15 protein-coding genes are annotated in these 13,298 nt (G+C 38.2%); 8 read left to right on the forward strand and 7 right to left on the reverse strand.

Translation table 11 applies throughout. The features are described from left to right. Window positions 1–80: 80 nt before the first annotated feature. The 4 genes from QFZ28_RS25540 to QFZ28_RS25555 are packed head-to-tail and all read left to right on the forward strand — an operon-like array spanning window position 81 to window position 2,573. The gene (locus QFZ28_RS25540; RefSeq protein WP_307197436.1) at window positions 81–590 is read left to right on the forward strand and encodes a GNAT family N-acetyltransferase; all 510 of its coding nucleotides are present in this window, start codon (window positions 81–83) and stop codon (window positions 588–590) included. Continuing rightward, on the forward strand, window positions 587–1,036 hold the full coding sequence (locus QFZ28_RS25545; protein ID WP_307197437.1) for a GNAT family N-acetyltransferase: 450 nt from the start codon (window positions 587–589) through the stop codon (window positions 1,034–1,036). The genes QFZ28_RS25540 and QFZ28_RS25545 overlap by 4 nt, the downstream gene beginning before the upstream one ends. Window positions 1,037–1,052: 16 nt before the next feature. Further along, complete coding sequence (locus tag QFZ28_RS25550) at window positions 1,053–2,054, forward strand: glutathione S-transferase family protein (RefSeq protein ID WP_307197438.1); 1,002 nt, start codon at window positions 1,053–1,055, stop codon at window positions 2,052–2,054. 9 nt (window positions 2,055–2,063) lie between these two features. Beyond that, complete coding sequence (locus QFZ28_RS25555; RefSeq protein ID WP_307197439.1) at window positions 2,064–2,573, forward strand: GNAT family N-acetyltransferase; 510 nt, start codon at window positions 2,064–2,066, stop codon at window positions 2,571–2,573. Window positions 2,574–2,758: 185 nt separating this feature from the next. Here QFZ28_RS25555 and QFZ28_RS25560 read toward each other — a convergent pair whose 3' ends face one another. After that, window positions 2,759–3,142 carry a DUF454 family protein gene (locus QFZ28_RS25560; RefSeq protein ID WP_307197440.1) on the reverse strand — a complete coding sequence of 128 codons (384 nt, stop codon included), beginning with the start codon at window positions 3,140–3,142 and terminating at the stop codon, window positions 2,759–2,761. 124 nt (window positions 3,143–3,266) lie between these two features. On the opposite strand from QFZ28_RS25560, the gene QFZ28_RS25565 reads away from it, so the two are divergent. Then, entirely contained in the window at window positions 3,267–3,734 is a 468-nt protein-coding gene (locus tag QFZ28_RS25565) for a DUF2269 family protein (protein ID WP_307197441.1), read from the forward strand. Window positions 3,735–3,960: 226 nt separating this feature from the next. Here QFZ28_RS25565 and QFZ28_RS25570 read toward each other — a convergent pair whose 3' ends face one another. Next, window positions 3,961–4,737 (reverse strand): alpha/beta hydrolase, encoded by a 777-nt coding sequence (locus tag QFZ28_RS25570; RefSeq protein WP_307197442.1) that lies wholly within the window; start codon window positions 4,735–4,737, stop codon window positions 3,961–3,963. Between the two features lie 133 nt (window positions 4,738–4,870). Continuing rightward, window positions 4,871–5,047 carry a hypothetical protein gene (locus QFZ28_RS25575; protein ID WP_307197443.1) on the reverse strand — a complete coding sequence of 59 codons (177 nt, stop codon included), beginning with the start codon at window positions 5,045–5,047 and terminating at the stop codon, window positions 4,871–4,873. A 187-nt stretch (window positions 5,048–5,234) separates the two neighbouring features. Between QFZ28_RS25575 and QFZ28_RS25580 the strand changes: the two genes are divergently transcribed. Both QFZ28_RS25580 and QFZ28_RS25585 read left to right on the forward strand, forming a co-directional pair. Further along, the gene (locus QFZ28_RS25580; protein ID WP_307197444.1) at window positions 5,235–5,780 is read left to right on the forward strand and encodes an HD domain-containing protein; all 546 of its coding nucleotides are present in this window, start codon (window positions 5,235–5,237) and stop codon (window positions 5,778–5,780) included. A gap of 1 nt (window position 5,781) precedes the next feature. Next, window positions 5,782–6,459 (forward strand): AlkZ-related protein, encoded by a 678-nt coding sequence (locus QFZ28_RS25585; protein ID WP_307197445.1) that lies wholly within the window; start codon window positions 5,782–5,784, stop codon window positions 6,457–6,459. Window positions 6,460–6,510: 51 nt separating this feature from the next. Here QFZ28_RS25585 and QFZ28_RS25590 read toward each other — a convergent pair whose 3' ends face one another. The 4 genes from QFZ28_RS25590 to QFZ28_RS25605 all read right to left on the reverse strand — a co-directional run bounded on the left by QFZ28_RS25590 (window position 6,511) and on the right by QFZ28_RS25605 (window position 10,640). Further along, window positions 6,511–6,717: a hypothetical protein gene (locus QFZ28_RS25590; protein ID WP_307197446.1), complete on the reverse strand. Its 207-nt coding sequence runs from the start codon at window positions 6,715–6,717 to the stop codon at window positions 6,511–6,513. A gap of 162 nt (window positions 6,718–6,879) precedes the next feature. Further along, window positions 6,880–7,353: a hypothetical protein gene (locus tag QFZ28_RS25595; protein WP_307197447.1), complete on the reverse strand. Its 474-nt coding sequence runs from the start codon at window positions 7,351–7,353 to the stop codon at window positions 6,880–6,882. Window positions 7,354–7,797: 444 nt separating this feature from the next. Continuing rightward, on the reverse strand, window positions 7,798–9,231 hold the full coding sequence (locus QFZ28_RS25600) for an amidohydrolase (RefSeq protein WP_307197448.1): 1,434 nt from the start codon (window positions 9,229–9,231) through the stop codon (window positions 7,798–7,800). 173 nt (window positions 9,232–9,404) lie between these two features. Continuing rightward, window positions 9,405–10,640 (reverse strand): MFS transporter, encoded by a 1,236-nt coding sequence (locus tag QFZ28_RS25605; RefSeq protein ID WP_307197449.1) that lies wholly within the window; start codon window positions 10,638–10,640, stop codon window positions 9,405–9,407. 163 nt (window positions 10,641–10,803) lie between these two features. Between QFZ28_RS25605 and QFZ28_RS25610 the strand changes: the two genes are divergently transcribed. Then, window positions 10,804–12,882 carry a helix-turn-helix domain-containing protein gene (locus QFZ28_RS25610; RefSeq protein WP_307197450.1) on the forward strand — a complete coding sequence of 693 codons (2,079 nt, stop codon included), beginning with the start codon at window positions 10,804–10,806 and terminating at the stop codon, window positions 12,880–12,882. Window positions 12,883–13,298: the final 416 nt, after the last annotated feature.

Raw genomic sequence — 13,298 nt, forward strand, 5'->3', positions numbered from 1 at the left:
CGCTCTTTTTTAATTTCTATCTTTTTTGAATTTTAGTAATATAGTAAGTATCTTATTATATTTTAAAGGGAGGACGTCCCATGGTGGAAATTAGACAACTCACCTCTTCGGATGCAGAAAAATACTGGGATCTTAGATTAGAAGCTTTACAGCAGGCTCCGGAAGCGTTTCTTACTAGTTATGAAGACGCTATAAAAAGAGAAAATCCGATTGCTCAGGTTGAAAGTAATCTCTCGACAGAAGGAAATTACACTTTTGGGGCGTTTGAGGGTGATGAGCTAATTGGTGTGGTAACACTCCTACAAGAAAAAGCCGAGAAGATACAGCACAGAGCAAACATCTTTGCGATGTACGTGACGCCAAGAAGACAAGGAGCGGGTGTAGGAGAAGCATTACTTACACAAGCAATCAATAAAGCAAAATCGATAGAAGCAATTGAAAAAATTAACTTATCAGTCGTTGCAAGCAATGAACCAGCGAAGAAGCTTTATACAAAACTTGGATTTAAAGTATTTGGACTGGAAGAAAAAGCAATCAAACTGAATGGTGTTTATTTGGATGATGAACATAGGGTGCTGCATTTAAAATGAACAAACTTACGATTAGACAGGCAACCATACAGGAGTTATCAAAACTAGTACCTATTTTTGATGACTACCGTGAGTGTTTTAAACAGACAAAGAATCCGGTGATGGTGGAACAATTTCTATTTGAAAAATTCGAGCACCTTGAATCGGTCATTTTTATTGCACTGCTAGAGGATGAAGTGGTTGGATTTGCACAGCTTTATCCTGTCTTTTCTTCGTTAACCCTCCAGCGTGTTTGGCTGCTAAACGACTTTTTCATTGCCGAGGAATTTAGGGGCAGCGGCGTTGGAACACAGCTTTTTGCAAGTGTGAAAGAATTTACTCTATTAACAAAGTCCAAAGGTATAGAACTTTCGGTCGAACATACAAATGAAAAGGCATGGGCGTTTTGGGAGAAGCAAGGATTTAAGGTGGATGAGGAATTTCGTTATTATTTTTATAAGATATAGAAGGGGTGGATTATAAATGGTTCAAAAAGAGCAGGGCGGCCTTGCTGCTGAAATTAGCGGGGATGGGTCGTTTAAACGGCAAAAAAATAGATTTAATACACCGTTTGGATTCGGTGAAGGCGAGCTGCCTGTAGAGGCAGGACGATATCGTTTATTATGGTCAGCAGTCTGCCCATGGGCGCATCGTTCCGTAATTGTCAGAAGTATTCTTGGGTTAGAAGATGTAATTAGTTTAGGTACGGCAAGTCCGATGCGTCCTAAACTTCCACATGTAGATTGGGAATTCTCCTTAGATGAAGACGGGGTAGACACTGTATTGGGCATTCGCTATATGAGTGAAATTTATAAGAAGACTGAACCGGATTACGCTGGCAGGCCAACGGTACCTGTGATGGTGGATGTAAAGGAACAAAAGGTTGTGAACAATGATTATTTCAAACTAACAAACTATTTAGAAACAGTCTGGTCTGCCTTTCATAAAGAAAATGCGCCAAATTTATATCCGGAGTCTTTACGTGATGAGATTGATGCCTTAAACGATGTCATCTTCCATGAAGTGAACAATGGGGTATATAAATGTGGCTTTGCACAGTCCCAGGAAGCCTATGAACAGGCGTATGATACCTTATTTGCAAGATTAGATGAATTAGAGGAGCGGCTATCAAAACAGCGTTTCTTATTCGGAGACTACATTACTGACTCAGATGTACGGCTATATGCAACATTAATTCGCTTCGATGCAGCTTATTATTCAGCATTTAAAACCAATCGTAACCGGATCGTTGATTTCCCACATCTTTGGGGTTATGTAAGAGATTTGTTTCAAACACCTGGTTTTGGTGATACCACTGATTTTGACGCCATTAAGAGACATTATCACCTCTCGAATCACATAGCGAGCAATGATCAAAAAGGTCATAATGGGATATTGCCAAAAGGACCGGATTTATCTGGACTTTATTCCGAACAAAATCGACAGTATTTAAGTAATAAAGTGGAAAAATTTTTAATTGATTAGGAGAACGATATGATCATTCGAGAAGCAATGGAAAATGAATTACCTTATTTACGAGAGCAAAGAGTCCAGGCTTATGTAGAACATGCAGTAAAAATTCCTGAAGGTCATTGGCAGGCTCTAAAGCAGGCAATTTTATCAGAGGGTGATAGACTTCCAGGTGTTGAGAGAATAGTAGTTGAAATCGATGGGAAAATTGCAGGAAGTGTGGTTCTATTTCCGGCTAAAATCGATGCATATGAAGGAAATGTGGAAATACTGGATTATCCGGAAATTAGAATGCTTGCTGTTTCACCAGAAATGCGAGGAAAAGGTGTTGCTTCAGCTCTAGTGTCTGAATGTATTCAACGGGCTAAAGCGCAAGGCTATCAGGCGATTGGGCTGCATACCGGAGAATTCATGGTTACGGCAATGAAGCTATATGAAACAATGGGATTCGAACGAATGCCACAATATGACTTTGAACCGGCTAACGATGGAATCATTGTAAAAGCCTATCGACTTTCTCTTACTAAAGATTAAGGAACAGTGGGTTTCCATGCAAAAAGGGAATGAAAAAGGTATCCCTTTTTATGAGGCAAGAGGATTTATTTTTCAACATGAACAAAATGGGTATGGAAATCCAGATGGGGAAAATTACATATCACTGAGATATTGTCGTCAACTATAAATAACCGAGAGCTTGGAGTTGTTTCCTTGGCTCTCGGTTATTTCTTTGCTTCTGGCACCGTTTTTATTTTATAGATAAAGTAATAATATTTATAAAAAACAATCAATAACAGCATGAGCCGGACGAAAAGGCTTTCTAGGATAAAGAAGGGAATGGCAATCATTATGTCAGCAAATAACAGTATCGACAGTTTTTGTTTTAATGTCATGGCCCTCACTTTTACAAATGTCTCTATATGACGTTTATAAAGAATTGTTCCTTTAAACCAGGTTTCGAACCGTTCAGACCCCTTCACAAAGCAGTAGGAGGCTAAAAGAAGCAAAGGAGTTGTCGGTAACACTGGTAAAACCAGACCCAACACGCCTAAGCCTAGGGCAATAAATCCGATGATGATATATAGAAATTTAATAATTTTACTCATGTTCGCTGCCCTTTCTGTCTAATTTATGTATATTATATCATTAAAAAAAAGAAAGTTTTTTGACAGAATTAGTACATAAAAACCGTTTCAACCACCATTATGTTAGAATAATGGAGTCAAGATAATGGGGGTTGATCAAATGACTTTCTATCAAATTATCGTAGTTTTACATATTTTTTCGGCGATTATGGGAATGGGTCCTGGTTTTATCTTAACCACAGTGGTAAAGTCGGGAAAAACCATGACAGAGTTAAGGCATTCCTATGCTATTCGACATAAACTGCATATCTTTGTGATGGTGGGCGGTACGCTTTTACTTATCACAGGTTTAATCATGGGCTTTATGAATCCAAGCCTGTTCCGAATGGGCTGGTATGTAACAAGTCTTGTTCTCTTTTTAGCTGCACTAGCAATTGGCCCGCTTGTTCTATCACCAAGATCTAAACCGGTTAAGGCTTTGTTAGCTTCACACAAGGGCGAAGAAATACCTGAAGATTATTATCGGTTATCAAGAATACTGTTCCGCTATGAACATTTGGAAAATGCTATTTTTATTGTCATTATAGCTTTAATGATACTAAAACCATTTTAGATTAACGCCAAAGGTGACTCAAACATAGGTTGCTCGAATAACATAAGCGGTTCATAGTAACCGAGCTGGGATTTGGGTAACTATAAGAGGTTTATAGTGCCGATAAATGAAAAGAGCAGGATTTATGGTAACTATAAGAGGCGCATAGTGACTGAAAAGCTCAAAAAAAAACAAAATGATGGTCACTTAAAAGGTATGGTCTATTCTCGGCCATACCTACTTAAACTTACAAATCGGAATAAAGATAAGAGATTACTTCACCAATTCTCTTTTTAAACGATGTATAGTTATGCTCACCATTTTGAATAGTTTCATAGCGGGTATCCGCAATTTTACTGCTCACGATTTCATAGATGGATTGAATCATATCTGTAAACTCGTTGTTAAGCTTATCATTACGTATTTCATGGGTGCCAAATTCCATATAAAACCTCTCGACTCCAGACAGGTCGGAATTTCTTACGAATAACTCAAGTTCCTCTTGGTTTCGATAATATCCAGGTGATATCGCCGCAATTCGCTTGAAAATTTGTGGATATCGGAATTCAGCATATGTAGAGATAAGTCCTCCTAACGAAATTCCGGCCATTGAAGTATGCTCCTTACTAGTTTGGTATTTACTGTCTATTAATGGTTTAAGTTCATTTACGATAAATTCTAAGTATTGTTCACCTTTACCGCCAGCAGAAACAGGGTGACCAATGATTTTTTCGGCGATCGCGCCATTTACCCATGGGCAGTATTCATTAATGCGTTCTTCTCCTTCAGGATTTAAATCAATTACTACTACCATTATTTCTACTTTGTTTTGATCTAGGTAATCCTTCAATCCTAAAGATACCCCTTTAATGGCACCTTCATCTTCAAAAACATTTTGCCCATCGTGCATATACAATACGGGATAACGTTTGTTTGACTCATGATAATTTACAGGCAAATACACTCTAATCATTCTTTCTTGTTTGAATGAGGACATATAAACATGAAATTTTTTTAACACCATTTCACCTGCTATTCTTTATATTTTATTTCATTAATTTACCATATTCCTTAACGTTTAGGAGCAATAAAAACAGGCTGGTGAGATTTTTTTGTCTCACCAGCCTGAGGAATCAATTATTCCCTAGACAAACTGATTAAAACCAGAATGGGCGTCTTCTGTCGTCTCTTCTGTCATCTCTTCTGTCGTCTCTTCTGTCATCATCGCCAACAATTCTTACTCTATCAGCACGGATAATAACCTCTTCTGCATCAATAAATACTCTTCTGACTTCTCTGCGATCATCATCACGACGTCTTCTATCATTACTCATTCCATATCCCCCCTTTCAGACTCGTACTACAGAATATGCTTGTATAAAAGTATGTGATTGGACAAATTACACATATTTTCTTTTGAAATAAATTATCCATATTGAAAAGTAAGAAGGAAATTTGTATAACATGTTGAAATAAGGTAAAAATAAAGGATTGTTAGAATGATGGAAGGAAGGTCAAAAAGTGGATATTTTAGAAAAGGCTCTGCTGGCAGCTAGTAAAAGTCATGAAGGACAATATCGGAAAAACACCGATATTCCTTATATTACACACCCTGTCACTGTAGGATTTATGTTATTAAAGAAAGGGTACAGTGAGGAAGTTGTAGCAGCTGGAATCTTACATGACACGGTTGAGGATACAACACTAACACTTGATGAAATCAAAAGGGAATTTGGGTCAAACATTGCTGATATTGTTGAAGGCAGTTCAGAACCTGATAAATCTCTATCATGGAAGCATAGGAAGGAACATACTATCGAATTTTTAAAAACTGCATCGGAGGATGTTCGGGCTGTGGTGTGTGCTGATAAACTTCATAATATCCGTTCAATCATTAGAGATTATGAACAAGTTGGCGAAGAGGTTTGGAGTAGATTTAATGCTGGTAAAGAGCAGCAAAAGTGGTATTACACCAATATTGGAGATAGTTTGGGCGCCCAATCTTCTTTTGAATTACTAACTGAATTACGAGATGAAGTAGATAGACTTTTCAGGGAGATGACTTAGGATGAAGGATTATATGGTTCATACATATGAAGAAGCGATAGATGTAATGAAAGAAATTGGATTTCTGCCTTTGGCAAAGCTCATCCCTGATTTTCCTTCCCTCGACAGTATAACGTTGAAAGAGCATTGGTATACTGGTTCCGAGCTGGATCCATGGATATGGCGTGCAAAATTCCCTGGAGATGGAGCAGCTGCTTACGGAAAGTTCGTTAAAAAGAAATCTGTTTTAATATCTACTGAGTTGTTACCATTGATTCGTTCCATTTTGGGTTCATCTCTTTCCGTAAAGGAGCGTTATCAGGATGGGTTAATGTCAAGAGAAGCTGTTGATCTGTATACGCTGATTAGCGAGAATCAAGGAATAGACACAAGAGTTCTGAGAGTCGAGGCAGGAATGAAGGATAAAGATAAAAAGAAGCCATTTGATCATGCTTTGCTTGACTTGCAGGGTTCCATGGATATTGTGGTTTCTGGAACGAAGGCAAAGACAAACGAAGCTGGAGAGAAAAACGGCTGGAGCAGTACTTCTTTTGAGACAATGGAATATTGGGCACAGAATCATAGCGTTAAGGAAAGTACAATCAAAGTGGAAGATGCTAAAATGATGTTAAAAGATCATTTTGCTGCCATTTGCAGCCCAGAGGCAATGAAATCTATTAATAAAATATTTGGATTTTAAAGGGAATCACACTGATTTCCTTTTTTGCGTATCTAGTCAAAGGGCATTTTTTCAGACAGCCGTGATACTAGCATGTCCCCCAAGTCCTACAACTTCATATTTTAATAAAATGGAGATGAAAAATATGAGTTGTAGAAGAAAACCGTTTCCGTTTTGTATTTTTCCAGGATATAGATGGTGTGGACCAGGCTGCAACGGTCCAGGAGCACCTATTAATGATGTGGATTCCTGCTGTTTTAAACATGATCTTTGTCTCAAACGAGGATACTCCTCTTGTTACTGCGATAAAAAGTTTTTGGAATGCCTTCATTCCAAAAGAAATCCCTGCACAAAAAAGGGCAGACAAGCAAATGTTATGTATAACTTCATGAAGCTAAAGACCAATATCACCTGTGGTCATCAGAAAAAATGCTAGATTAATTAATATTTTGAACAGGCTTTTTCTTCTAATATACAAACCCACTTATAGAAACCTAATAAGATAAGTAACAGTATTGGGTCAAGGATAGCCGCGTACCATAGTTTCCACCAGCCATAGTGAAAATATCCCCAAGGGTCAGGCAGCAGGGCAATGATTTCATAGATTAAAATTGCAATCACAAAAACAGTTAAGTAAATTACTTGTTTTACCCATCCCTTTTTATAAGGGAACCAATTTAGAAAAAACATATTTACTGGCGGAATAAGGAACACATGTGGGAGAATTCCCGCCCAGTTTAATTCTTTGTCAAAGTACCAATAAGCATGAAATTTGAATTCAACAAAGAGATCGAAAAGCACTTGCAAGGAAATGGTAAATAACCAAATATGTAGAATTTGGTTTCCAGTAAGTAATTTATTTGTTTTAAACCCCAAAAAATTAAATGCGGCAATTGCAATCAAAAGTCCTATCATGAAAATTCCCTTTTTATTTTAATATGCCCATCCGTTTATGGCCTATGCAAGGGTTCGATGATTTGAATAATGGCGGTCTAACATTTTTAATAATTTTTACATTATAGTTTTCTTAATAGTACGTTGGATATAATAGTGGGTGGAGGTGCAGGCGGGAGACGAAACAAATTTAATGTTAAAGAGATTTGAATCACTAAATGAGCTTAAAATACGCATTTATTTATGGGTTATCCCTTGTATTGTTATTTCTCTCATCTCGACAACAACTATTAACCTGTCTGAATAACATGGTACGGTACTCCAATTAAAATGGAGATGAAAAGAAAACTGGTTGGAGTTATTCACCAACCAGTTTTCTTTACTAATATTCATTTATTAATTTTTCAGTTAACTATCACCATTTTTTTGTCCGACATTTTTTGTTCACTATAAATAATGAGTATTTCAGATTGCCGAAATAGGAATAGCTTCTCCTTTTGGTACAGGTGGTTTAGCGTTAGCTGGAATAACTGGTTTGTAACTCATTCCTTTTGTACTTGCTTTGAATTCGGTCTTTGCTTTTTCAAGAATACCATCTTGATCTAGCAATAATTCGTAAGCAGATAATGCCATTATTTTTGCTGAATAGTGCATTCCCTTCAGGCCGATTGATGAACCAAATGAGGCCGTAGCCTGCCAAGTGTGGAATTGAACCCCGAGTGGTGCGCAGGTGGTCATGATTTGCCCCATTGGAACAATCCAAGATACATCTCCTACATCGGATGATCCACCAATGGATAAACCGAAATGATTCATGTTGTGGTAAAAGGCTGTATCGAGCATTTTGCTTGCATTCGCACTCATGAGATGATTTTTAGCACCTGCCAATACAGATGGCTCAACCGTTTGGAGAAGTTCTTCAGCAAATTCCTCATCCTCTTGGGTAAAAGTAAATGGTCCTGCTGCTTCCGCTTGCCTATACATAAGCTCATTCAACGTTTCGTTTGGCAATGTTTCATAGCATCCAGATTTGATTTCCCAGCGTACTGAGGTCTCTGTCATCATAGCTGCCCCCTGAGCAACTTTTATTAGCCTTTCCTCTAATTCCTCCACCTGCTTACGGTCTGCCCCACGTAAGAAATAATAAACACTAGCCTTATCTGGTACGACATTGGGTGCCATTCCCCCGTTTGTAATCTGATAGTGAATTCGGGTACCATCTAGAACATGCTCCCGTAAATAGTTAGCACCAACATTCATTAACTCAACGGCGTCTAGTGCACTGCGTCCAAGATGTGGAGCAGCACCGGCGTGGGAAGTTCTCCCAGAGAAATAAAATTCGATTGCAGTTAATGCCTGCATACGGAAATTAGCTGTCGTATTGACCGTTCCAGGGTGCCATGTAAGGGCGCAATCTAAATCATCAAATACACCAGCTCTTGCCATAAACGTTTTTCCGGAGAGAAGTTCTTCAGCAGGGCACCCATAGTATCGAATGGTTCCTGGTAGCATTTCCGCTTCCATTCTTTCCTTAAGAGCAATCACAGCATTTACCCCAGCTGTTCCGAGCAAATTGTGACCACATCCATGGCCTGGGCCATTTGGAACGATTGGGTTATAATTTGGAGTGATGTCTTGGGATAATCCTGGTAGGGCATCAAATTCACCAAGAATCCCTATGACTGGTTTTCCTTTTCCGTATTGTGCAACAAAAGCGGTTGGCACATCACCAATCCCAGAAGTAACCTCAAACCCAGCTTCCTCTAAAGTCTTACTTTGCAAGGTAGATGCAAACGTTTCATTATAGCCTAATTCAGGATTTGCCCAAATTTGTTTGGCCAAGTCTGTAAATTTAGCTTCATTCTCATCCATCCATTTACTAATGTTCGATTTACCCATTTCTCCTCACCCTTTTCTTTCATGATTAGCTCTGTTAAAGTTCAATGTTGAAAATAATCTAGTAGTCTTTATGCGTATCGGTTTTATTCAAATGAATAACGTAATGGCTACTATTTGATCAACACGAATTTTTAAAGCAGCCTAATGATTCATTCAATCCCGCGATCAGTCACTCAATTTGCTGTTTTTACGGTAGAATAATCTGTTGCTGTTTGGCTCTTTTTAGCTAATGGTAAGAAACAAGCAACAACTGCAGCGATTAGGCAGCATATTGTTAAGAAAATGAACGCGGCTTTGTAAGACCCTGTCGAAGCGATAAGGGCACCCATAATCAGTGGGGAAAAAATACCTGCAGCCTGACCTCCAAAATTTATGATGCCAAATGCGGTACCCACTACTTTCTGTTCCATAACCCGGTGTGGCACTGTAAAGACAAAGCTCATGACAAATGACATAAAAGTAAAAGCAATGCTCTGATACATAATGACCTGAAAAACACCGGATGAAAGTGACATTAAATAAAGAGAAGCCCCTGTAATAATAATTCCCGTTATTACTCCATATTTTGCCTTCGAACCAATCTTATTAATGATTCTTCCACTAATAATCATCCCTATTGTCAGAAACAAGGTAGGAATCGCACTGAATAACCCAACTGATTTAAGATCGATTCCAAGCCCCTGCATTAAGTATGAAGGCATCCAAGAAATAAGACCCCAATTTGTAACATTAACAAAAAAGAAGATTAATAGAACTTTCCATAAATACGAATTGCGGAGTAGCTGTGTATATTCTTTTCTACTAGGCTTAACTGCTACCCCAGAATTAGAGTAATTCCCTGCTTGTCTAGTAGATAGAAGGAACCAGACTACAAAAACAACACCTAATAGACCGACGAACAAAAACACGTTCCGCCAACCAAATGCGACTAATAGTGGGGCACAAATAATCGGTGCAAGAGCAGCACCAAGTGCATTTGAAGACATCATTGTGGATTGAGCTTTCGTCCTTTTATCAGCGGGAAAATAATCAGATATTGCTTTAGTACTTGCTGCAGGATATCCCCCTTCACCAATTCCAAAAAGAAACCGAATTAGAATTAACGAAGTAAGGGACCAGGCAAGTCCAGACAATGCAGTAAATATCGACCAGGCCACAACAGCCACCACGATGACTTTTCGTGATCCAAAACGGTCTGCGAGCCAGCCACCTGGAATCTGCATTAATGCATAACCCATGAAGAAGGCACTTAGTACAATCCCTAATTTTGACGCATCAAGTGTTAAATCTGCTCCAATCTGTACAATTGCAAGACTTATAACAGTTCTGTCAATGTAAGATATAATCCATCCAAAATAGAGAACTAATAAAATCATTTTGCTATTCAATTTGTTAGCGCTTCCATTCATTGTAAAACCTCCCTTTTGTAAAATGTGTGTAAATTAACTATAAATAAACAAGCCATTCATGTCATTGTTGAAATTCACATAATTTTCGAAATTTTATTGTAAATTTCTACAATGTATAGGATGATAAATGAAGAATTGTACAATTAGTTAAGGGGTGAATCGTATGAAACAGAATGAGATGACAATGCGCGGATTTGATGGTGCTTTGACATACCATGTTTGGATGTTGTCTTGCACAGAAGAGTGGGTCCACTTATTTAACGACCCACTTACCGATCATGAGGAAACCCTTTTTTTAAATGAAGATTTATGGACGTATTCATCCGATATAGAAAGTCATAACTATTCTACTTGCTACAATTCTCAGATGGGCAGCCAATTGTTTGAGTTTGCAATGGAAGCTCCTACATCAAATTTAGTCCGCGCTTGTATACATTCTGGTAGAGCGTTATCTGAATTTGAGTGCGATTATTTTGTACTGAAGGTCCGTAATTTGCTGCTTCAACAAACAATAGAGCAATATTGGCAAGAGAATGCTGCATGGCTAGAGGGTTTGCATTCGCTCACCTCAATGCTTGAGTTGGATGAACTGTTAAACAACATTATGCACAACGTATTGATCGCTATTCCAGCAGTGGATCGTGGATTTCTAATGCTTTATGACGCTGAGACACAGAAACTTACTCCAAAAGCAAGTGTTGGATTCGGCCCGTCTATTTATGATTTCAAGACTAGCTTAGGTGAGGGTATTGGAGGGAAGGTATATCAGGATGGAATCGGCCGTATCGTCAATACTGAACAAGGATTGGCAACGATGTCTAATGTTCAGGAAAACAGTATGAAAAGTATGATGGCTGCAATGGGAGTTACAGATAAATTTCCCAATATACTAGCAATGGCTGTTCCTGTAAGAATGAACAAGGAAAAGATTGGTGTGATGATTGTCCATCAGATTACGAAAAAACGAAAGTTGACTCACGCAGATTTACGCCAGCTGCAGGGTTTTGCTGATCAGGCAGCGATTGCCATTACCAATGCAAGACTTTTCTCAGAACTAAGAGAAACAAATGAATATTTAGTTAGACGAAACCATATTCATGAAGTTTTTACAAAACTGTCTTTAAAAGATTCTGATTTGATCATGATTGCTAAAACCGTTGAACGAATGATCAACCTCCCTGTTTCTCTTTTTGATGTGACTAAAAATGAATGCCATCCACATTACACCCCGCTTTCAAAGAAGCTAAAGGATTCAGAATTATTGAATGGATGGGAAGATTCTGTAGACACATTAACAGTCACGATTAATGAAATTCCTGTTCATTTGTATCCCATTGTAAATGAGGGGATTCCAATCGGTTTTTTTGTCGTGGAGCTTCAGCGATTACTCTCTCCAATTGATACCGTAGTGTTAGAGCAGGGTAGTGCTTTGGTTGCACTAAAAATGGTCAATACCTATTCCATGACGGATATGTACTATAAACAATGTTATGAATTTTTTAATGAACTTCTCCAATATAAGGAACCGAATCTACTTGTTTCTAAATCAAAAGATTTTGGTCTTTCTCCTGACAAACCACTCTTTGTCACAGTCATGCAACTGAATGGGAATGTGCAAGTCAGCAAGAAACTCGAAAGATACCAGAGAAAGCTAATTGCCGCTCTACATAGTGAACTGAAATCTTTTCAGTACCTTCTATTTGGCTTTCAGGATAAAGTATCAATCATTATGAATGTCTCTTCTGAGTCCCAACAAGAAGTTGCAATCCAGAAACTAGAGAATATTGTAGAGTTATACAAAAATAAGGATGCACCAGTCCTTATGGGAGGTATAGGGATGGTTTACCAAGGCCTTGAATTTGTTGCGAGGAGCTTTGAAGAAGCGAATAAATCATTAGCCTATATCTCAAATCGTGAAACTCCTGGCATTATCAGTTATGGAAGTATTGGCCTTAACCGATTGTTTATAAGTCAGCAAGTTGAGGATATTCAACAATTCATTCAGGAGGTGTTCGCACCACTCCATTCTCCTAAGGCCAAGTCAAGTGATCTGGAGTTGACACTGAGAACATACATTGCTGCTAATCGATCGATATCCGAAACAGCAGAACGCCTGCATATTCATCAAAATACACTCTACCATCGAATAAGAAAAATTGAGGAAATACTTGCAGTCAATCTAAACGATTCTAGTGATTGGCTAAAATTGCTCCTAGCTTGTCATCTTAGTGATTTGTACTGAAATTCTCATCTTAATACAATAGCAAATGAAGGATTAGGATGAGAAGGGGTAGATGTCTGCTGTTCTCATGGGTATTTACCAGCACAATTCTAGTCTAGTCATACAAACAAACCATCTAACTGATGAATAGGGATGTCAACAGCGAAGCTGTCACCACCAGCAATTAGGAAAGGCAAGGTAAATAAAAAGTAGTAAATATTTATTTCCAATTAGGTGGTCCCACCAAATAAACGCAATTTGTTGATAGGAAGATCTGACAAAAGGTGGGATTTGGTCCATTAGGTCTTTTAAAGATTGCTATTTCATTATCAAATTGCCCTATACCGATTACTGACCAACCATAAAGGTACAAAAAACGAAATGAAAGTAAATAATCAAAAAGTTTTAGTTGGAAACATTATACTACCTTAGTGTAT

This window comes from Neobacillus niacini (assembly GCF_030817695.1).
In the GTDB taxonomy this organism is placed as follows: domain Bacteria; phylum Bacillota; class Bacilli; order Bacillales; family Cytobacillaceae; genus Neobacillus; species Neobacillus niacini_F.

What these genes read in the sequence shown, in the direction of transcription:
- QFZ28_RS25575 (WP_307197443.1), bottom strand. Translation starts at nt 5,047, where the DNA reads ATGAGTAATGATAGAAGACGTCGTGATGATGATCGCAGAGAAGTCAGA.
- QFZ28_RS25555 (WP_307197439.1), top strand. Translation starts at nt 2,064, where the DNA reads ATGATCATTCGAGAAGCAATGGAAAATGAATTACCTTATTTACGAGAG.
- QFZ28_RS25565 (WP_307197441.1), top strand. Translation starts at nt 3,267, where the DNA reads ATGGGGGTTGATCAAATGACTTTCTATCAAATTATCGTAGTTTTACAT.
- QFZ28_RS25610 (WP_307197450.1), top strand. Translation starts at nt 10,804, where the DNA reads ATGAAACAGAATGAGATGACAATGCGCGGATTTGATGGTGCTTTGACA.
- QFZ28_RS25595 (WP_307197447.1), bottom strand. Translation starts at nt 7,353, where the DNA reads ATGATAGGACTTTTGATTGCAATTGCCGCATTTAATTTTTTGGGGTTT.
- QFZ28_RS25585 (WP_307197445.1), top strand. Translation starts at nt 5,782, where the DNA reads ATGAAGGATTATATGGTTCATACATATGAAGAAGCGATAGATGTAATG.
- QFZ28_RS25600 (WP_307197448.1), bottom strand. Translation starts at nt 9,231, where the DNA reads ATGGGTAAATCGAACATTAGTAAATGGATGGATGAGAATGAAGCTAAA.
- QFZ28_RS25545 (WP_307197437.1), top strand. Translation starts at nt 587, where the DNA reads ATGAACAAACTTACGATTAGACAGGCAACCATACAGGAGTTATCAAAA.
- QFZ28_RS25550 (WP_307197438.1), top strand. Translation starts at nt 1,053, where the DNA reads ATGGTTCAAAAAGAGCAGGGCGGCCTTGCTGCTGAAATTAGCGGGGAT.
- QFZ28_RS25560 (WP_307197440.1), bottom strand. Translation starts at nt 3,142, where the DNA reads ATGAGTAAAATTATTAAATTTCTATATATCATCATCGGATTTATTGCC.
- QFZ28_RS25605 (WP_307197449.1), bottom strand. Translation starts at nt 10,640, where the DNA reads ATGAATGGAAGCGCTAACAAATTGAATAGCAAAATGATTTTATTAGTT.
- QFZ28_RS25570 (WP_307197442.1), bottom strand. Translation starts at nt 4,737, where the DNA reads ATGGTGTTAAAAAAATTTCATGTTTATATGTCCTCATTCAAACAAGAA.
- QFZ28_RS25540 (WP_307197436.1), top strand. Translation starts at nt 81, where the DNA reads ATGGTGGAAATTAGACAACTCACCTCTTCGGATGCAGAAAAATACTGG.